Genomic DNA, 21,248 nt, shown 5'->3' with positions numbered 1-21,248 from the left:
ACTTAAAGTGATTTATTCTTTAAATATAAGCCTTATAATTTACCGATACAGAGATATGTATGTCAACAAAGAAAAAATGTTATTGTTAGCAATATTGTCAACTAATATCAGAGAGACGCAGCGTTTAAAAGTGAGTAATACTCACTTTTAAACGGCAATGATTAAGGCAAAGTAAAACATTTTTGCATAAGCCAGAATAGCCCACCGGCTAAAAAGAAAGTTGTTGGCAAAGTCACTACCCAAGCGGCCATAATATTCATCACCACTTTAGGCCGTAGAGCAGAAAAACGTTGCGCAGAACCAACCCCCATAATCGAAGTTGTGATGGTATGCGTAGTACTGACAGGAATACCCAAATGCGCTGTTAAAAATAAGATCGTACCCCCTGTTGCTTCAGCCGCAAAGCCTTGCAAAGGTTTCAACTTCACCATTTTTGAACCCACTGTACGAATGATCTTCCATCCCCCTGCTACAGTGCCTAAGCCCATTGCAAGCGCACAAACAATAATGATCCAAGCAGAAACATGAAAAGGGGTTTGGTAATAAGTTGCAACTGCCAATGCAATGATACCCATGGTCTTTTGCGCATCATTTGCACCATGTGTAATAGCCATATAACCTGCAGAAATAATCTGTAGCTTACTAAACCAACGATTCACAATAGGCAAAGAGACTTTGTGTAATAACCAATACAAGGCAACCATCACAAAATATCCTAAAACCAAACCAATAATTGGTGAACTAAAGGTGGGGATAATAACTTTCTCAATGATTTTATCCCAATGTAAGCTGCTAGATCCTGCGGCAAAGGCTGTAGCTCCCATCAAAGATCCCATTAAAGCATGCGAAGAACTCGAAGGAAGCCCTTTAAACCACGTTAACAAATTCCATACAATCGCACTGACCAAAGCAGATAATAACACTTGTGAAGTAACAGCTTGCGTTTCTACCAATCCTGTCCCAATTGTGGTTGCTACTTGTGTTCCCAGTAACGCTCCAACCACATTTAAACTAGCGCCATAAATAACAGCAATACGAGGCGACAATACTTTGGTAGAAACTACGGTAGCGATTGCATTTGCAGCATCATGAAAACCATTGATGTAATCAAAAATTATTGCAAGCACAACAATACTGATAAAAAGCAGAAAAGCTAATTCCATAGAATATCCATTGATTCGTTTTAACGATACTTCATAATTTAGGAGTGTTTTAAAACGACTTCTAAAATAACATTGGCAAGATCTCGATGCCTATCAACAACCCCTTCCATAAGACCATATACTTCTTTGCGGATCAGGATTTTTTTAAAATCTTGTTCATGTTCATACAAATCAATTGTTAGTTGGTTGAATAATTTATCTGTATCAGACTCAATGTTGTGAATCAGAGCACATTTATCATGTACTGCTTTACTGTCTTTCAAAATTTTTAGATCTGTAACCAAATCATGAACCACATCAGAGGCTGAAACCATATTGGTGGCTAATTTGAAGAGATCGTTATGAAAAGGACGTAACTGAAACGCAACCAATCGTTCCTGCGTTTTTTCACAAATCTTTAAGGTCTTGTACAAGCCTCTAGAAATGCGATGAATGTCTTCGTGATCAAAGGGGGTTACTAAAGTACGGCACAGCATTTCTGTAATTTCGTAAGTTACATCTTTAGCTGTGTGCTTTGCTATTTCAATCTCACGTGCCAATTTAAAGGCTGTGTCTCTGTTTTCTTCAATGGCGAGATCTTTAAGGAGGTGAACAGATTTATTTGAAAGTCGACTTACATCTTTTAGAAGCGTAAAAAACTTATTATCTTGCGGTAGCAAGTTAAGTCCAAATACCATAAAGGTTTTCCTCAAATAACTCAGGGGCGAAAAAATAGTCGTCGAAGTATGGCCTTAAGCTCTCTGTTATTCAAGTAAACAGCGCTGAATCCATTAAATTAAGTTAGTCAAAAAATTTATTTTAACATCCTGTTTATCGAAAAAAAACAAATCAAATAATGAAGACTCTTTCTAAAATCGCCTGCAAGTTCTTTTTCTTTTGCTTCATTCAAAAATACTTCTGTTGCTCAACCATGTTACTTGAACAACAATCGGCCATTGGATACACGTTCATTTAATGGTGCAAAGCTTTCTTCTGTTCTCGACTTTCTGCCTCTATTATAATCCCATACTATGGGCTCAGGCGCTTTAAGCGGGCTAAAATAGATCCAGGTAAACTCAACAATTGCTGGCCGATTCTCTTGAGTTTTCGCTTTATGCTCCGCTTTTGACACAACACAACCATCATAGCCTTGATGATAGGCTGCTATCTGCGCTGGAGTGTAACCACGCTTAGAAAGTGCTTCAGTTGTTGGCTTCTTACATCCGCGCTTCACTGATTTATAACCTGCTGCTCTTGCTTTTATTCTTTTACGTTCTGAGTCAGAAATACGAAAGCTATCATAGCCTTCATAATAAGCAGCTATCTGTTCTGGAGTGTAATTACGCTTAGAAAACTTTTCCGTAGTTATTCGTTTACAACCCCGTTTTGCCGCACTATTACCTGCTACTTTTGCTTTTATTATTTTACGTTCTGATTCAGAAACACGAAAGCTATCATAGCCTTCATAATAGACTGCTATCTGTTCTGAAGTGTAACCACGCTCAACAAGCGCTGCCATTGTTTTCTTCTCATATCCACGATTCGCTGCATTATAGCCTGCTTTTCTTGTAGTACAATCATTTCTCTTTTTTTGAATGGTTGTACTTTCACTAAAATCTAACATTGCTCATATTCCGAGAAATTTTCTTTTCAACTAACTCAATTACAAATTAAAGCAAAAAAATAATCAGTTTTCTATAGCACTAATTGCTATTGATTTTTGAAAAATAAAGATTTAAAAAAACTTAAGAAATTGCATATGCATCTGAATAATTAGATCTTATAATTTTTTTCTTTTCAATGAAGGCAATAATTCACACGCACTATTATTGCCTCTAACCCGTTTAGCATTCATACTTTCTATTTCTTTAAATAACCAAAGTACTAAATCTTTTTCTTTAACTCCAAAACTATTAACATCTTCTTTATTAACATCAAGCTCCCCCTCTATTCTCTCAACAATATTAGAACTTGCATTCATCTCTAATGTTTCATCATACTTTTTATATGCTTTAGTACAACTATCATACTCTTTATAATAGGCTGCTATCTGTTCTGGGGTGTAACCACGATTAACAAGTTTTTCTTCAGTTGCTCGTTTAGACTTCTTCTTTGCTGCACCATAGCCAGCTGCCTTTGCTCTTCTTATTTTTCGTTCCGATTCAGAAATAACACAGCCATCATAGCCTTGATGATAGGCTGCTATCTGTTCTAGAGTGTAACCACGATTAGCAAGTTCTTCTGTAGTTGCTTGTTTACCCCCATTTCTTGCTAGATTATAGCCTACTGTGTTTGCTCTTTTTATTTTCCGTTCTGATTCAGAAATCTTATAGCTATCATAGCTTTCATAATAAACCCTTATCTCTTCTTCATTATAACCGTGCTTAGCAAGTTTTGCTTCAGTTGCTCGTTTATAGCCCCGCCTTGCTGCACCACAGCCTGCTGCGGTTGCTCGTTTATATTTCTTCTTTGCTGCACTATAGCCTGCTGCCTTTACTCTTCTTATTTTTCGTTCCGATTCAGGAATAACACAGCCATCATAGCCTTCATGATAGGCTGCTATCTGTTCTGGAGTGTAACCACGATTAACGAGTTTTTCTTCAGTTGTTCGTTTATATTTCTTCTTTGCTGCACCATAGCCTGCTGCCTTTGCTCTTTTTATTTTTCGTTCCGATTCAGGAATAACACAGCCATCATAGCCTTCATGATAGGCTGCTATCTGTTCTGGGGTGTAACCACGATTAACAAGTTTTTCTTCAGTTGCTCGTTTACACTTCTTCTTTGCTGCACCATAGCCTGCTGCCTTTGCTCTTTTTATTTTTCGTTCCGATTCAGAAATAACACAGCCATCGTAGCCTTTATGATAGGCTGCTATCTGTTCTAGAGTGTAACCACGATTAACAAGTTCTTCTACTGTTGCTTGTTTACCCCCATTTCTTGCTAGACTATAGCCTACTGTGTTTGCTCTTTTTATTTCCCGTTCTGATTCAGAAATCTTATAGCTATCATAGCCTTCATAATAAATCTTTATCTCTTCTTTATTATAACCGTGCTTAGCAAGTTTTGCTTCAGTTGCTCGTTTATAACCCCGTCTTGCTGCACTATCGCCTGCTTGTTTAGCTTTTCTTTTAGTACAATCATTCCCCTTTTTTTCAACGACTGCACTTTCACTAAAATTTAACATTACTCATATTTCCAGAAATTTTCTTTTTAACTAACTCAATTGCGGATTAGAGCAAAAAAAAAATCTGTTCTCTATAGCACTAATTGCTATTGATTTTTTTATAAAAAACATTTTTTCTAATGAAAAAGAGGGGGAAAGCTTATAGAGAAGGAAACAATATGAACATAAATTGAAAAACAACTACCCCTTCCCTCAATTACATACATGCAATTGAGGGAAAACGATACTCGCTATTACTTAAAGGCTTTTTTCTTCTTTGTTTCAGATACTTGTGAAAGCCCCTCACTTGCAACAGGGCTGTCATTAACAGATGAAGTGCTTTCTCGATGATCTTTAGGTACAAAACCAAAAACCACTGCAGATTTCTTTTTAACGCATAAATCCTCAAATGGAGATTGTAAATCACTACTTGGTTTTTCTCTGGTTAAAAATACGAGCTTTTGCTTTAAGTCCTTATCTGCATTGATCCAAGGTTGATTTATCACTGCTCTTGGTTGTTGAACCAGAGTGATTGCCTTGTTCACATTTTCTTCTGCAGCTATTCTTCTTTGAATATTGCGCATAACACTTTCTGCTGTTTTTGCGACAGCCTCTGGTACAACGCTTTTAAAATCTTCAAGCAAAGTTACTTTTTCTTGCTCTAGCATATTGGGCTGTAATGCATCTACTTTATTTGCATAGATTAGCAGCGCTTGAACATTTGAATATTCTGCAGAATGAGGAAAATCATTACATAACACGGCAAGCGCAGTGGCAAAATCCGTCTGCAAAAGAAGTGTAAGCATTTCACTTAATTGCGTAGCTTCAGAGCCTGCTTGCATTACCTGTTCAAAAAGTGCTAATGCATTTCGTCTTCGCTCGATACTAAAGAGAACACCTTGAATTTCATTGTTAATTGCTGAAGCATTTAACGATTTAAAGGCCAAAAGCAGTGCATGCCTTTCAGTATCAATCATGTTATCAAGATAATTTTGAATATCATGCACTTTAGGGGCAATGCTTAAATATTCACTGTATTTACCGCCTACAGAATCAGAGAGCAATTTCAAGGCATTTAGCCAAGATTTATCTTGTAAAAAGTTAAACACTTGTAGCAGGCTCTTTTGTTGCACTAATTGCTCTATGCGCTTTGCAATGAAAGCTTCTGCTTCCTCACGCTCCTTAACTTTTTCTAAAACAACAGAAAACGCTTTTAATGCAGCTCTGGAGCCTAAAGGACGTAATGCCTCTAATAAAATATTTTGTTCTGATAAAAGAAGCGCAGGCGCCATTTCTTTTATGTCTTTGCAGACATCAACAAAAGCAACGAGTCGATTATATTTTTTAGGGTATGCTTCTGCGAGAAGGCGAGCATCATTTGAAAAATCACCTAAAACAATATCAAGCAATGCATCTAATGTTACAGCCACTTGCATCGCCTCTTTACCTCTAAGCGCTTTTGCCTTTGCTTGCTCTCGCTTATCTGAAACAGATGTTATTTTTGCAATGGTACCTGCAATTCTATCTGCATTTAATGTTTGTAAGGAGTCAAGCAATACCTGCTCTTCCTCAGGCAAAAAATCACCCTTATGTTCCAAAATACTTTGTGCACTTTGTAAAGCCAAATGGGAATCTTGATAACCTTTTGGATAAACACTGGCAACCGTGGCAAGATTTTGCTGTGCAGCATCTTCACGCAAAATCACTAAAGCATCATCCAAACTTTTAGCCTGCTTTATGTCTCGCAAATTTTCTTTCACTGATTGTTCAAGCGCTTTCAATTCACGCATAGACAAGGCAGTTTTATTAAAAGCTTCTTTTGAAAAATAAACAGCTTCTGCTTTAGAAAGCAATTCATTGTGTTTACTATATTTTTGCGGATATAATTCAGTCAGCAACTTCAAAGCATCAACAAAATCTTGATTTTTAGCAAGGGCATCTGACTGATCTTCTTGTATAGAATCTTCGAGTTTTTGAATTTGTTGTGCAACAATTTCAGCAGCATCTTTCCGAATTCGAATTCTTTCAGCAACACTTTGTACTGCATCTTGAATTTCAGATAAAACAAGCGTTTTAAAGGCTTTTAATATATGTAATTTCTCAGGCAAAAGCATATCATCTTGCAAGTCAGCAACTTGTTGCGCATATTCTACTAGATCTGCCATAGAGTCATATTTCTCTGGATACGCTTGTACAAGAAGCTCCACATCTGTAATCAGTCGACGCTCTGTTAGTAAAGCCACTACATTATCGAAGGCTTTCTCATCCATTTTTTCGAAAATTTCACCTAATTTTTTATCAATCTTCATCGAAGGAATAGAAACTTGTCTAAGTGGTTGGCTAAAAAATAAATTGAATGGAAAAAACCCCGACATCCATTCAAAGGTTGTTTTGGGTCTGCTGATCTCTTTTAATTCATCAACGTGTTGTTTTGCTTTGGCAACAAGTTTTTTTAATCTATCTTGTTCGGCTTGATCAATAATATATCTTGGCATAATTCATCTCCGCTCGTGATTGCATATTATTAAATTTATAAATGATATCCACAATTGATTTGGCACGTGTTGAATGAGGCATAAAACTAAGAACAACCGGAGTTTACTTGGGAGTAAAGAAGATTGTGAAAACCCAATCCAACATTGCTTAAAATTCAAGCATGAAGACTATCATCGATTTATGCGCTCACTGTTCCTTGTTGACGCAAAAGTAAAATTAATATCAGTCCTTTTGAATGAAACAGCATTCTAAGTTCTATCTTAAGCACTCACAAGATCTATTTTTAGGACACAGACTTTTGAATGGCATATAAAAAAATGCTTCGCCGCACAATAATAATCACAATGTTATAAAAACGACATGATTCATCTTATAAACATAATTTCCATTCTAAGCCCCGATGCTTCGACACAAGCATAGCTAAGGGAAGAATCAGTATTTATTTTTCTGAGAATTAGCCCACAAATTTTATAGTTGGAAAGACAGCTCTAATTCAAAAATAACAACCAAGCAATGCATGATTGTGTTTTTTGAGTAATTATGATTACACTAAATCCTATTTCATTAACCAGTACTCAAAAAATCATGATCACTGTATCCGACATTGAAGTTGCACACACAAGAATTAAGTCTTTTATTCGTAAAACCCATTCAGAAAAGAGTATTTTACTTTCTCAACATTTTGGTTCATCTGTCTATCTGAAACATGAGCAACTTCAAAAATCAGGCTCTTTCAAATTACGCGGTGCATTAAATAAAATTCTCTCTTTGGATAAATCTATTGGTGAGCGCGGTATTATTTGTGCCTCCAATGGTAATCACGGTTTAGCCGTTGCATTAGCAGCAAAATACGCACACTATAAAGCAACTGTTTTCTTATCAAAAACGGCTAACACTTTTAATACACATGCGATACAAAGTTTGGGCGCAAAGATTGTTGCCGTTGATGGAAATTGCCTTGCCGCAGAAACAACAGCCCGAGCATTCGCACAAAAAGAAAATTTAAGCTACATCTCGCCTTATAACGATCCTCTGGTCATTGCAGGTCAAGGTACGCTGGGCATTGAACTCAACCAAGACATTAAATCGATTGATAATTGTTTTATCTCTGTCGGTGGCGGCGGGCTTATTTCAGGTATAGGCCTTTATTTGAAAGCCTACAATCCTGATATAAATATCATAGCTTGCAGTCCGAAAAATGCCCCAACGCTGCATCACAGCCTCGCACAAGGCAAAATAATTGAAGTAGCAGAATCTGAAACACTCTCTGACGCAACTGCAGGTAATGTAGAACATGACTCTATTACCTTTGAACTTTGTAAGAAAATAATTGATGATTTTATTCTGGTTGAAGAATCTGAAATTAAAGCAGCCATGCGGCTCATTGCTGCAAAAAAACGCATCATCATTGAAGGCGCTGCTGCTGTGGCTGTTGCTGGACTTATGCAACAGTCTAAAAACTATAGAGATAAAAATAACGTCGTTATTTTATGTGGCAGAAATATTGTTTTAGAAAAATTTTGTCAAGCTATTCAGTCTTAAAGAATAAAAACATTTATCAACCTTTACGCAAAAAAGCAGATATTGATTGAAGTATAGTCAATCAATATCTACGAATTTAAGGATTTTAGGCGATTGGTTTATCTTCACTAATGTTAGGCTGAATTTTAGAGAAAACCTTCACTCTTTTAATATGCGCACCTTGCACTTCTTCAATCAGCGCATCAAACTCTGCAAAATGAATCGTTTCACCTTTTTCAGGTATTTTACCTATGCGCTCAATAATGAGTCCTGCTAAAGTACTAACATCCTTTTCTTCTTCAGTAACGGTAATATCACAGCCCAAAGCCTTCTCCAGGGCATACAATGTACATTTACCTTTTGCAATGATATGCCCTTCTTGGTTTTGCATCCAATCATCTTGGGTTCGATGAAACTCATCTTTGATATGACCAATCATGATTTGTAATAAATTATCAAGTGTCACAAAGCCTATCAATGCATGCTTACCTTTGTATACTAATGCAAAATGCGTCATACCATTACGAAATTTATGCAATAAATCTAAAGCCGGCAGATAATGTGGTATTCGAATGGCCGGCCTGATAAACTTTCTTAAATCAACAATTTTATCTTGACGTAAAAAAGCATCAAACAAATCTTTTACATGAATAATACCAATGATTTCTTTCTTTTCAGGATCATAAACAGGATACCGACTATAGCGATACTCAATGATTTTTTGAAAAATAGCATCTATAGGTTGTGTAATATCGATCATCACCATTTCTTCTGCAGGACGAATGATTTCAGTCACATCTAAATCTGCCAGATCCATTGTTTGCTCTATAATATCCGCTTCGTCTTCTGTCAATTCTCCATGAATATGACTCGCATTTAGAATTGTTTTTATTTCCCTGGATGAATAAACATTCTCATGATGATGTTGCGCATCTAAACCAAATACTTTTAATAGGAAGTTTGAACATAAATTCAGCAACCAAATAGCCGGATACATTAACCAATAAAATCCATAGAGTGGCGTTGCGGTCCATAGAGAGACAACTTCAGACTGACGAATAGCCAATGATTTTGGCATCAGCTCCCCAACAACAATATGTAAAAATGAAATGATAAAAAATGCAAAGAAAAAGGACGTAATATCAAGTAACTCTGGAGATTCAAGGCCAACAAAGATAAAAGCAGATTGTAAAAAATGTGCAAAGGCAGGCTTACCCAGCCAACCTAAACCTAAAGATGCCAAGGTAATACCTAATTGACAAGCGGATAAATAGGCATCTAAATGCGTATGTACCTGCTCCAATATGCGACCACGCAGCCCATAATGATTTTTAATTGCCTGCACACGTGTATGGCGTAATTTAACCATACTAAACTCAGCGGCCACAAAAAAGGCATTCAGAAATACCAATAATATTGCTAAAAACAATAAAAACAAATCATACATGCACTATCAGTCCTTTCAAGTATGTTAATCGCGCCCTGTACGGCGCAATTTCTTCTTACGTTCAATACGTTTTTTTCGTTGATACCATCGATAATAAGCACTCATTTTCCAGATAACATGAATTAAAATGTATCCTAAAATCGATAAAGTAATAGCAACAATGGGCAAGCCAACTAAAAATGCGACGCTCATACTCTCCAACCAATGCAGAAAGTGAGATCCTATTTCACTCCAATGTTTTCCTTCCCAATCAAAATCTTTCATCACGAAAGTAGTAACTGGATCATTCAAGACCCATTTACCTACCCTATAAATGAAATAATTAATAGGAAAGAACGTAATGGGATTGGTAACCCAAGTTAAGGCAACTGCAATAGGTAAATTCGATCTGGTAAAAACAGAAAGCACAGCAGCCAAAAGCATTTGTAAGGGTAATGGAATAAAAGCAACAAACAATCCGATTGCTACGCCACGCGCCACTGAATGACGATTCAGATGCCATAAACTACTATCATGTAGTCGGTTTTTTATCCAACTTAAACCCTCATGATTTTTAATCGTTTTAGAAGGCACATATTTCTTAAACCAATTGCGCAATAGCCTTTCTCCATAACAAGCAAATATTAGCAATTAAACCAGCTATTTCTTTCTGCCTTTTACAATAGACAGAATGATCCCTATCAGCAATATACCTACTGTAACCAGAAACGATACGATGGGCGGAAATTTTACGAGACCAAACACTTCTGTGATAAAGATTTTTGAGCCTATAAACATCAATATAATTGCTAAGGTAAACTGCAAATACACAAAATAACTCAGCATTGCTGCCAATGCAAAATACAAAGAGCGCAACCCTAAGATTGCAAAAATATTACTGGTATATATTAAATAAGGATCTGTGGTAATCGAAAAAATAGCAGGAATAGAATCAACCGCAAAAATAACATCTGCAATTTCAATCATAATCAATGCTACAAATAAAGGCGTAATATAAAGCTCTAATTTACCTGTTTTAGGGTTCTGTTCTCTAACAAAAAAACTATGCCCATGTATCTTTGACGTAACCCAAGAAGTTTTACTTAAATACCGTAATATTGGATTTTTTGATATATCTGTTTCCCCACCTTGCTTGACGAGCATTTTAAGTCCAGTAAATATCAAAAACAGTGCAAACAAATAAAGTACCCATTGAAACTGGCTTACAATGACAGTACCTAGGGCAATCATCGTACCTCTTAAAACAATCACCCCTAAGATCCCATAAAACAAGACCCGATGCTGATATTGTCGCGGAATAGAAAAATAAGTGAAAATCATCGACATCACAAAGATGTTGTCCATCGATAAAGTTTGTTCAACAACAAACCCTGTCCAATAAGTAAAGGCGGCAGCTTGTCCTAAGTACCACCATATCCATCCGCCAAAGCCTAGACCAATTGAAAAATAACATGCATACATTCGTAGACTTGTTTTAATATCAATTTCTTTATCTTTACGATTAAAAACACCTAAATCGAGCGCAATCAGCACCAAAACAATCGACAAAAAGATAACCCACATCCAAAGTGGTTTTGATAAGAATTCTTGTGAGCCATAAGATAAAAGTGATTGCATGAAACTTCCTGTTTGTAGCCAAAGAAGGATATTGTCTATTATCTTCTATCCTGGCTGTAAATTGTAGCTTATTAGTATGTCACGACAACAAATATTTAGAAAACTACCTACATAGATAAACACTGCTTCCCTAAATATACAGAATTCTCAAAAATCTACCATTGTAGTGTTGGCCAAATATGATAAAAGTGATGCACAGGTCCATGCCCTTTGCCAACAGAATTTAGCTGTGCGGCTTGTAATGCATGAAATAAATAATGCTTTGCTATCTGGCAACTGCTTGGTAAATCTTTACCTAAGGCCAAACAAGAGGCTATCGCCGCAGACAGTGTGCAACCTGTGCCATGTGTATTATTGGATATGAGACGTTGACTCTTTAGCCAAAGATACTTTCCTGTATTATCAAGATAGAAATCATTTGCATGCTCATCCTGAGTATGTCCACCTTTGAGCAAAACAGCGCTTGCACCTAAAGACAGCAAAACATTGGCAACCACAGGCATCTCCCCCATGCACCCAGTGAGTTCATGAGCCTCTGGTAAATTCGGCGTCACGATTGTGGATAATGGTATAATATATTGTTTCAAAGCATCGATGGCATCCACTTGCAATAATGCATCTCCACTCTTAGCCAGCATTACCGGATCTAAAACAATTGGAATATCTTTCGCATATTTTTCCAAAAAATGCGCAATCAATTGAATAATTTCCACTGAAAAGAGCATACCAATCTTAATACTACAAGGTACAATATCTTCAAAAATAGCATGCATCTGCTCTTCAATGCATTGCAATGGCAGAGTATAACAACGCCTGACACCGATTGTATTTTGCACAGGCAATGCCGTTAAAACGCTCATACCATAGCATCCAAAAGCAGAAAAGGTTTTTAAATCTGCTTGAATGCCTGCGCCACCTGAACCATCAAAACCAGCTATCGACAAACATTTATGCCGCATCTTATTTTCCATCACATCTAAGATCAATACTTTTACGCAATTGTTGCGTTACCTCTCGCGCATCACTTGCATCATGAATAGCACTGATCACTGCAATGCCATTTGCACCATTTTTCAAAACATCAGCAACGTTCTTCGTTGTAATCCCGCCGATAGCAACAATAGGATGACGAGCTAATTTTGCAGCTTGATTCAGTCCTTGCGCCCCCCAATGTCTAACGACATTATGCTTCGTTTTTGTCCTGAAAATAGCACCCATCCCAATATAATCAATAGGCAAATCATTGGCAGCTTTGAGCCTTTCAATTGAGTTGATAGAAGTGCCTATTATTTTATGTGCTCCTAACATTGCCCGAGCATGCAAAACAGAACCATCTGATTGTCCTAAATGAACACCACAAGCATTGCTTGCAAGTGCCACATCAAGGCGATCATTGATGATCAATGGAATATTGAGAGGATCTAAAATTTCTTTGAGCCTTGCAGCAAATTCAATTAAAAAGCGATGGCTCGCATTTTTTTCGCGCAATTGAACAGTCGTAATGCCAAAAGCAACACAGCGTTTTATAAAAATAAGATATTGCTCAAGAGGGCAATCTTGTCGGTGGGTAACAAGCATCAGCTTGTAAAAATTTTTATTTATTTCTTTGTTCATTTTCTTTCCTCAATAAATTGCAGAAAAAAAAATGAATGTAGAATCTACAACACTTAATCAATCAAGAAGAACCTATGAAATCAAAAGCGCTATCGTTCAACATCACTCTCCCTCCGCAGGCATTAACCAGAGCAGGTTTTAAGGGTATTTCTCAGCCTTTTATCACGTGATAAAAAGCACCCCTGGTGAAAAAATTTACTATAAAGAAAATACAGAAAATGTCAAACAAAGCCACATCAAGACACACAGCAATGCATTTTATTTTATAGTCACAACACATGGCTTTCACCTATATTGCACGTTATGATATGCCTTAAAAAGCACATGATGTTGTTTATTAACTAACAAAGGTTTTTTATGGAAGAGAGTAGCCCCCCAAAAGAAAATGTTTTAATCATAGAACTCAATGAATTCAATACTGATTTGTTAACAGCTGCTGTTAAAGCACACTCCTTACCTAATATAAGCAAGTTACTTAATAAACATCGCGCGCATTATAAAACCAATGATCGCTACAACAGCGGCTACCTAGAACCATGGGTGCAGTGGGTCTCGATTCATACTGGCACACAAAGCCAAAAACATAAGATCAAACATCTTGGTGACCTGCCTGATTTACAATGTGCTCAAAGCTGGGAAATCTTAAGCGATCATAATATTACAACCGGAATTTGGGGTGTCATGAATGGGGCACGGCGTAATAAAGAAAATGTGCAATTTTTCTTACCAGATCCTTGGACGTTTAGCGAAAACGCTTACCCAAAAGACTTAAACAATTTGCTGGATTTACCTCGTTATGTATCCAAAAACTATAGAAGCTTAAAAATAAGTACGCTATTTTCTCAAGCACTCAAGCTCTTTCATTTTATATTTACATCAGGCCAAGGAACCAAGATATTCGCATCTTGTCTTAGCTTGCTTGGCTCACTCTTAAAGCGTGGCAAAAAACCTTATATTTTTATTTCATTTTTTGACTATGTCTCAACCTTATTATTTATCAAATATAAACGACGCTTTAATCCTAGATGCTCTATTTTATTTTTAAATTCATTGGCTCATATTCAACATCACCATTGGAAAGAAGGGGCAGACGGCATTACCGCTGAAATACTGCATGGGTTGCAAACTATTGATAAAATACTAGCACTTATTACCGAGCATTTCCCCAATGATGAAATCATTGTGCACAACGGCCTGTCACAAATGAATACAAACCATGAAAAACCATGGGTACTGTATCGTCAGAAGGATCCTCTAGCGTTCTTAAAAGCCATGCGATTAAAGCCTGTGGCAGTAGAACAACATATGACACATGATGGACATGCTTTTTTTGCAACCAAAGAAGATTGTCAAAATGCATATAACTTTTTAGCCTCTTTAAAGATAGAAAATAAAAATCTGTTCCATGTTGAAAAAAATAGCCAAGATGAAACAAAATTATTTTATCAACTCAACTTTACAGATGATTTATCTGACAAGCAGGTTCTCTTTAAAAATCAGTATAATGCATACGCTTTTTTCAAATATTTTGACAAAATAGTCACTCGCACAGGAAGGCATATTCCAATTGGCACTGTATTTTCTGATAAGATAAAATTTCCCGATCACATGTTTAATCATGAATTTAACAAGTATGTGCATCATTTTCTATCACCTGAGAAATTCTCATTAAAAGTTGAAATACCTCAATCTGAAACTTCATTAAATGTTGTAAGTGAAGAATTATGTATCCCATCATCATAATACCGGCTTATCAACCGGAACAAAAATTGATTACGCTCGTCGAAGCATTGTTAAAAAATGCATCGTTAAAGATCCTCATTGTCAATGATGGGTCAGATAAAAAATGTGCCCCTATTTTTACGCATTTAAAAAAGCTGCCTCAGGTAACTGTTTTAGAACATGCAGTTAACCTAGGCAAGGGACAAGCACTCAAAACGGCCTTTAATCATTTTCTAACTCATTTTGATAGCACGCATCGCGGCGTATTAACCGCAGATGCGGATGGACAACATCTGCCTGAAGATATTATGAATCTTGCAACTGCTTTTAGCAAAGATCCACAATCTCTTTACTTAGGTGCAAGAGCCTTTGACAAAGATGTGCCCTGGAAAAGCCGCATCGGTAATAACCTAACAAAATTAATCTTTAGATTACTGATTCAACAATCACTACAAGACACACAAACGGGTTTAAGAGCCATTCCAAGCGCCTTCTTAAAAACTTTATTAAAGACACCCAGCAATGGATATGAATTTGAGCTAGACATGTTGATCAAAGCAACCAAACAAAACCTCACTATGAAAGAACTTACTATTAAAACCGTTTACAATGATCAGAACAGAGGCTCACACTTTAACCCTGTGATTGATTCCTTAAAAATCTATTTTGTCTTCTTGCGCTTCCTTGTCTTTGCAGCAATCAGTGGACTTATCGATTTTTTAGCATTCTCATTAGCCTTCTTTCTCTCAGGCAATATACTTGTCAGCGAGTCCCTTGCCAGACTATTCTCTGGCACCTGTAACTTCCTCTTCAATAAAGAATTGGTCTTTAAGTCCAAAGCAAATCTTAGATTTGAAGCACTGAAATATGCGCTGCTTTGTGTTGTCAATCTTGTATTTTCATATGCCTTTATTCAAAGCCTTGTTTATTTTGGAGCCAATGTATACGCCAGCAAATTAATAGCACTGTTTGGCTTATTTATTGCAAATTTTGCAATACAAAAACTCTTGGTATTCAATCAACCAGAGGATTCTATTAAAGGGATTAGCTGAAGAGAAGCTTAAACCAAATTTAAGGACTTAGCTTCCTAAACCATATCATTGAGTGCCATATATCATTATTCAATTCAAAAAAAATCCATCTGCTTGCTAAAGCAAGCCTCTTCCCTTGTTATCAAGGGAAGAAAATTATTCACTTCGTTCATTGGCAGAAATTATCCAGATGAGCGTAGCGAATAAAAAATCCCACTTTTTGAAGGGGGACGCGCACTGACAAGTGCGCAAGGGGGATTTATGCTGGGAGCTAAGTTCAAAAAGCTAAATCCCTCTGCTCGTCGCAGCTACGCTGCACGAGCGTCTCCCTTTACAAAGTGAGAAAATGTTCGCTTTGCGAACAAAGAATAGGCAGCAATATTCTATATCAAACCCCAGAAATTCCTTAAGTTGACGCATATGAGCCTGCGCTGGCATGACACAATATATCCTACTATTTAAAGAAAATGTGTGCATCCCGTAGCCCAAAATTGGTAGAGGAAAAAATCATTCGCTACGCTCATTAATGCCAGTCAGCGCTTAACAATGGACTTTTTTTTAATTTAATGCCGCGCCCCTTCTATGATGCGATTAAATATATGCGGCGTTTGATCAATCAACTGATACACTTGAGCAGGTCTATGGTTTGCTCTTCTCACCTTTTCTGTCTCTGCCAAAATATGCGCGTCCAGCATTCTGCGACGAAAGGATTTCTTTTCAATTTTACAATCCAACACCGCTTCATATGCCTTTTGCAAATCAGTAAGGGTAAACTCTTCTGGGAGTAAAAATGCAGGCAAAGAAGTATATAAAGCTTTACTTTTAAGGCGTTGATGACTCTCTTGCACAATCAAAGCATGATCAAAAGCAAAATCATTGGCTTGCAAGTCGTCAATGGCTATCCATTGTATATTTGTACTATCAATCATTTTATCAACAGCCACAAACCCATAATACACAACCGCCAAAGACCATCCTCTTGGATCACGCGCTATACCACCAATGGTTTTAACTTGCTCTATATAAGACAAGCTTTTAAATTGTAATGCCTTAAGCGTACGCATAATGGCTTCTTCAATGGTGTTGTCTTCTGTAAATAAAATATCACCATGTGGCAAACAATATTTATCAATATAAGGCGCCGTAGCACAATTTTGAACATAGACATGTAACTTTTCAGCAATGAGTGAAAAGAGCACAATTTCTAAAGAGACTTGTAAGTTAGACTTGCTCATAGTGCCACTACTCAACATATAAGTTATTTTGAAGAATATAATGAATGATTGACTCTTCTAAAAAAGGTTTTAATGCATTTTTCAATTCGTGGGGTTTATGGCTTAAGGTTTTTATTAAAGTTCTCGCCTGCTCACTGTGGACTTTTATACTTTCCTTAACAACAAAAGGTGGCCAGCGTTTATCAATTTCTGCATGCTTATAAAATTTCTTCCAAACGCTGTTTTGTGCATTATCAGGCCCCATAATAAATCGCAATGCGACTGGTTCACCTATAATTTCAAAATAACGCTGTAATTTCTGTAATACATCAAAAGTATAAATATATTGCTGCTGACTGTTGGCTAATAACATGGCTTCAACATTCATTAACATTGTTTTAGCGCGATAGACTTCAGGTAAAGCATCAATACATCTTTTGAGCATAGCCACCCGATGTATGCTGGAGACCAGTTTTTTATTAAAGGGGTGCTTTAAGCTCGGAACCAGAATAACGAGATCAAAAACATCTAAAGACTGTAGAATCACATTTTTGTGACCTAAAGTAGGGGGATTAAAGCTCGCACCTAACACACCAACCTGCTTCATAGCGTAGCCCTCTTATTATTAATTAAATCAATTGATTAAAAAAGCATGCGATGCAAAACACTTGACAAAATAACTATATTATTAGATTATTATGTTAGTGTCAGTGTGCCACTAAGTCAAGAGAAATACCATGCTTGAATTAGAATCTAAAATCCATATTGCCAGTTTAGATGTGGATGCCCAAAACAGCTTTACGCCCATTTGCCCAAATGAGCTACCCATCCCTTTGGGCCATGAAATTGTCCATGAACTCAATCAGCAAGGCACTTTTGCACAATTAAGAATAGGAACAAAAGATGCACATCCTGCAAATCCGGTTTGGTTAGCAAATCAAAACCAACCTACACTCTCAGCTATCTCAGGATATCAAAATGTGGATGTACGATGGCCTCAACATTGCGTGCCTGGTAGCTTAGGATTTAAACTCATTGAAGGTTTACCTCATCCTCAAGACTATGATTATTTTGTCTGGAAAGGCGTAGAGCCAGATATGCACCCTTATGGTGCGTGCTACCATGATATCCACGAGCGCATGAGTACAGGGCTGATAGAATTTTTAATAGCGCATCAAATTACCACTGTTATTGTCGGTGGTCTGGCCACAGATTATTGCGTCAAAACAAGCGTTTTACAACTATTGCATGCAGGCTTTAAAACCATTTTGAATTTAGGTGCTTGCAGAGGTTTATCCCCCCATACAACCCAAGAAGCCATTAAGCTTATGGAACAAAAGGGCGCAATACTCATCTCCTCTTCTACACAATTATGCAGCTCGAGAAAATGATGTCTAGCCCTATGATTACTTCTTTGCTAGATACAGATTTATATAAATTCACAATGATGCAATGCATTTTTCATCAGCTTAAGCCCGTCACTGCGTGCTATGAATTTACCTGCCGTAAGAATATTGATTTAACAACACTCATTGCCGATATTCAAAGGCAACTGGAACTGTTTTGTGAATTACAACTCACGCCCCAAGAAGCCAATTATCTCAAGAATCTTCCCTTTTTCACGGAAGATTTCATACATTATTTAAAAAATCTCAAGCTCGACCCCAAGCAAGTAACGATTCAAAAGACAGCAAGTTTAAGCATACACATTGAAGGCTCATGGCTAGATACGATTTTATTTGAAGTTCCATTACTGGCGATCATTAGTGAATGCTATTACAAAAAGCACTATCCCAATTACTCTTTAAGCGAAGGAAGAGCACGATTACAATCCAAGATAACAGAAATAAAGCATCATACAACAGACTATGATTTTTCTTTCTCTGATTTTGGTACAAGGCGCCGCTTTAGCAAAGAATGGCAAAGAGAAGTATTGCTAACGTTACAAGAAGCATTGCCTCACTGTCTTGCTGGTACCAGCAATCTTGCTTTTGCTCATTCTCTTGGATTAAACCCAATCGGTACGATGGCACATGAATATCTACAAGCTTTTCAAGTACTAGCCACAGATATTAAACACTCTCAAGCATTAGCGCTCTCTGTTTGGTTGAAAGAATATCATGGTGCGCTGGGTATAGCACTCACGGATGCGCTGGGAGTCGATCAGTTCTTAACCGAATTCAATCATGATTTGAGTCAGCGATTTAGCGGTCTTCGTCATGATTCAGGGGATCCTCTGCTCTGGACAGATAAAATATTAGCCCATTATCAAAAAATGCATATTGATGCACAAGAAAAATGTCTTGTTTTTAGTGACAGTCTAACCATCGCTAAAGCAATTCATATTTATCATTATATAAAAAAGCGAGCAAAGCCGATGTTTGGTATTGGCACTCATTTAATGAATGATGTGGGACTCGCTGCTTTGGATATTGTGATCAAAATGACAGAAGTGAATGGCACGGCTGTTATCAAATATCCAGACACACCTGGAAAAATAGTTTCTACAAATGAACAACGCCTTAACTACTTAAAAAAAGAACTTAAGCTCAAGAGCCTCGTATGAAAATAGCTGTTTGCCAATTAAATTTTAAAATCGGTGATTTTGAAAATAATTATCAAAAAATAATAGATGCTGTACATAAAAATGTGCAAAATGCTGACATCATTGTATTTTCAGAATTAGCGCTATCCGGGTATTATCCTAAAGATCTGATTGAGCGACCTGGTTTTGTTGAAACCCAAAATTATTTTGTCAATAAACTCATCATGGCAAGTGAGCATATAGATATTGCCATTATCATTGGCTTAATACACTCCGCGCCACACACCAATCGACACAAAAATAAAACTTTTTATAACAGTTTGGCTTTTATTCACCAAGGTGCGATACGCTATCAATATCACAAAATGTTACTGCCTGTTTATAACATATTTGATGAAGCAAGACATTTTTCTCCTGGAGAAGAAGCAGGGTATTTCCATTTCAAGGGATTCAACTTAGGCTTTTTGATCTGTGAAGATGGCTGGCAAACAGAGACTGACATAGCTTGTAAACGAGATCCCATTGCGCTCTTACAAGAAAAGGCGCTAGATATTGTCATTTCTATCAATGCTTCTCCCAGCAATATTGGCAAACAGCAAGAACGAATCACACAATTTGCTTCTGTTGCTCAAATATTAAAAGCCCCTCTCATTTTTTGCAACCAAGTGGGCGGCAATGATGATCTGGTGTTTGATGGCGCAAGTTTTTGCTTACACGCAGATGGTCAAGTCATGGATTCTCTCGCTGCATTTGCAGAGGATTGTGGTATTGTTTCTCTTGAAAATAAATGTCTCATGCATACTAGACACAGTCTCTTAAAACAACCACTTTCAGACGTGGCATTATTTTATGCACAAACACAGCTGGGTTTGAAGGATTATGTCACAAAATGTGGTTTCAACAGTGTGGTGATTGGGCTATCAGGCGGTATTGATTCTGCACTAACCTGCGCTCTTGCAACCTTAGCATTAGGCGCTGACAAAGTAATTGCTTTAGCCATGCCAAGCCGCTATTCAAGTGAGCACAGTATTTCAGATGCCATTGCCTTGTGCGAAAGACTCAATATTAAATTACACATTGTCTCGATTGAAGAAGAGTTTAAGCTCGCCTGCACACAATTTTCCAAGAACTTTAATGTTTTGCCAAATCCTTTGACAGAACAAAATATTCAAGCCCGCATCCGTGGTCGAATACTTATGCAGTATTCAAATCAATACGGCTCTTTGGTCTTATCCACAGGAAACAAAAGTGAACTCAGTGTTGGTTATACAACACTCTATGGTGATATGGTGGGTGGTTTAAATATCATTGGAGATTTATATAAAACAGAAGTATATGCTTTATCACATTATATTAATGAAATACACGATAATTTAATACCACACACGATTATTGAGAAAGAGCCTAGCGCAGAATTAGCGCCCAATCAAAAGGACAGCGATAATTTGCTACCTTATGAAATATTGGATCCTATTTTACGCTTATATTTAGAGGGCGATTTATTGTCCCCTAAGCCAAAAGCAGCGTATCATTCACAAATTGCGCCACTTTCTAAAGAAAGCATTCAAGCGGTACATCGTCAGGTTGATTTAGCAGAGTTCAAGCGCAAACAAGCCCCCCCCATTATACGCATACAACGTCGCGCTTTTGGTATGGGTAGACAATTCCCCATTGCTGCAAATTTTAGTCTCCCAGACAACTAATCTTGTATAGGATGTCTCCTTTCACTATAATGG

The 21,248-nt window shown here is 37.1% G+C and carries 18 protein-coding genes and 1 riboswitch; of the genes, 6 read left to right on the top strand and 12 right to left on the bottom strand.

What is annotated here, in order from left to right; all coding sequences use genetic code 11:
• Positions 1–161 precede the first annotated feature (161 nt).
• The 5 genes from CC99x_RS01660 to CC99x_RS01640 form a co-directional block, all read right to left on the bottom strand.
• On the bottom strand, positions 162–1,163 hold the full coding sequence (locus tag CC99x_RS01660) for an inorganic phosphate transporter (RefSeq protein WP_057623546.1): 1,002 nt from the start codon (positions 1,161–1,163) through the stop codon (positions 162–164).
• A 38-nt stretch (positions 1,164–1,201) separates the two neighbouring features.
• Positions 1,202–1,840, bottom strand: a complete 639-nt coding sequence (locus CC99x_RS01655; RefSeq protein WP_057623544.1) for a DUF47 domain-containing protein — start codon at positions 1,838–1,840, stop codon at positions 1,202–1,204.
• 236 nt (positions 1,841–2,076) lie between these two features.
• Entirely contained in the window at positions 2,077–2,766 is a 690-nt protein-coding gene (locus tag CC99x_RS01650; protein ID WP_057623542.1) for a hypothetical protein, read from the bottom strand.
• Positions 2,767–2,922: 156 nt separating this feature from the next.
• Complete coding sequence (locus tag CC99x_RS01645; RefSeq protein ID WP_057623540.1) at positions 2,923–4,326, bottom strand: hypothetical protein; 1,404 nt, start codon at positions 4,324–4,326, stop codon at positions 2,923–2,925.
• Positions 4,327–4,559: 233 nt separating this feature from the next.
• Positions 4,560–6,800, bottom strand: coding sequence for a hypothetical protein (locus CC99x_RS01640; protein WP_057623538.1), 2,241 nt, complete (start codon positions 6,798–6,800; stop codon positions 4,560–4,562).
• 541 nt (positions 6,801–7,341) lie between these two features.
• On the opposite strand from CC99x_RS01640, the gene CC99x_RS01635 reads away from it, so the two are divergent.
• A complete protein-coding gene (locus CC99x_RS01635) occupies positions 7,342–8,343 on the top strand; it encodes a threonine/serine dehydratase (RefSeq protein ID WP_200953410.1) in 1,002 nt (333 codons plus the stop codon).
• A gap of 85 nt (positions 8,344–8,428) precedes the next feature.
• Here the strand turns inward: CC99x_RS01635 and CC99x_RS01630 are convergent, their stop codons facing one another.
• The 5 genes from CC99x_RS01630 to thiE form a co-directional block, all read right to left on the bottom strand.
• Positions 8,429–9,769, bottom strand: a complete 1,341-nt coding sequence (locus tag CC99x_RS01630) for a hemolysin family protein (RefSeq protein WP_057623536.1) — start codon at positions 9,767–9,769, stop codon at positions 8,429–8,431.
• Positions 9,770–9,793: 24 nt separating this feature from the next.
• Entirely contained in the window at positions 9,794–10,366 is a 573-nt protein-coding gene (locus CC99x_RS01625; protein ID WP_057623533.1) for a DUF2062 domain-containing protein, read from the bottom strand.
• 42 nt (positions 10,367–10,408) lie between these two features.
• Positions 10,409–11,386, bottom strand: coding sequence for a TerC family protein (locus CC99x_RS01620; protein ID WP_057623531.1), 978 nt, complete (start codon positions 11,384–11,386; stop codon positions 10,409–10,411).
• Between the two features lie 155 nt (positions 11,387–11,541).
• Positions 11,542–12,345 (bottom strand): bifunctional hydroxymethylpyrimidine kinase/phosphomethylpyrimidine kinase, encoded by an 804-nt coding sequence (gene thiD / locus CC99x_RS01615; protein WP_057623530.1) that lies wholly within the window; start codon positions 12,343–12,345, stop codon positions 11,542–11,544.
• Position 12,346: 1 nt separating this feature from the next.
• A complete protein-coding gene (gene thiE / locus CC99x_RS01610) occupies positions 12,347–13,000 on the bottom strand; it encodes a thiamine phosphate synthase (RefSeq protein ID WP_057623528.1) in 654 nt (217 codons plus the stop codon).
• Positions 13,001–13,090: 90 nt separating this feature from the next.
• Positions 13,091–13,194: riboswitch (TPP riboswitch) on the bottom strand.
• Positions 13,195–13,357: 163 nt separating this feature from the next.
• Here thiE and CC99x_RS01605 point away from each other — a divergent pair.
• On the top strand, positions 13,358–14,743 hold the full coding sequence (locus tag CC99x_RS01605) for a hypothetical protein (RefSeq protein ID WP_057623526.1): 1,386 nt from the start codon (positions 13,358–13,360) through the stop codon (positions 14,741–14,743).
• The gene (locus CC99x_RS01600; protein ID WP_057623524.1) at positions 14,725–15,774 is read left to right on the top strand and encodes a bifunctional glycosyltransferase family 2/GtrA family protein; all 1,050 of its coding nucleotides are present in this window, start codon (positions 14,725–14,727) and stop codon (positions 15,772–15,774) included. The genes CC99x_RS01605 and CC99x_RS01600 overlap by 19 nt, the downstream gene beginning before the upstream one ends.
• A 542-nt stretch (positions 15,775–16,316) precedes the next feature.
• Here the strand turns inward: CC99x_RS01600 and CC99x_RS01595 are convergent.
• Complete coding sequence (locus CC99x_RS01595; protein WP_057623521.1) at positions 16,317–16,988, bottom strand: NUDIX hydrolase; 672 nt, start codon at positions 16,986–16,988, stop codon at positions 16,317–16,319.
• 7 nt (positions 16,989–16,995) lie between these two features.
• Positions 16,996–17,574, bottom strand: coding sequence for an adenylyltransferase/cytidyltransferase family protein (locus tag CC99x_RS01590; protein ID WP_057623520.1), 579 nt, complete (start codon positions 17,572–17,574; stop codon positions 16,996–16,998).
• A 130-nt stretch (positions 17,575–17,704) separates the two neighbouring features.
• Between CC99x_RS01590 and CC99x_RS01585 the strand changes: the two genes are divergently transcribed.
• The 3 genes from CC99x_RS01585 to CC99x_RS01575 are packed head-to-tail and all read left to right on the top strand — an operon-like array spanning position 17,705 to position 21,215.
• Positions 17,705–18,358 (top strand): nicotinamidase, encoded by a 654-nt coding sequence (locus CC99x_RS01585; RefSeq protein ID WP_057623518.1) that lies wholly within the window; start codon positions 17,705–17,707, stop codon positions 18,356–18,358.
• A complete protein-coding gene (gene pncB, locus CC99x_RS01580) occupies positions 18,355–19,533 on the top strand; it encodes a nicotinate phosphoribosyltransferase (protein ID WP_158003192.1) in 1,179 nt (392 codons plus the stop codon). The genes CC99x_RS01585 and pncB overlap by 4 nt, the downstream gene beginning before the upstream one ends.
• Positions 19,530–21,215 carry an NAD+ synthase gene (locus CC99x_RS01575; protein WP_057623516.1) on the top strand — a complete coding sequence of 562 codons (1,686 nt, stop codon included), beginning with the start codon at positions 19,530–19,532 and terminating at the stop codon, positions 21,213–21,215. The genes pncB and CC99x_RS01575 overlap by 4 nt, the downstream gene beginning before the upstream one ends.
• Positions 21,216–21,248: the final 33 nt, after the last annotated feature.

Origin of the sequence: Candidatus Berkiella cookevillensis, assembly GCF_001431315.2 — a bacterium.
GTDB lineage: Bacteria > Pseudomonadota > Gammaproteobacteria > Berkiellales > Berkiellaceae > Berkiella_A > Berkiella_A cookevillensis.
Note: the sequence above shows the minus strand (reverse complement) of the source record. Positions and strands in the feature narration are given on the sequence as shown.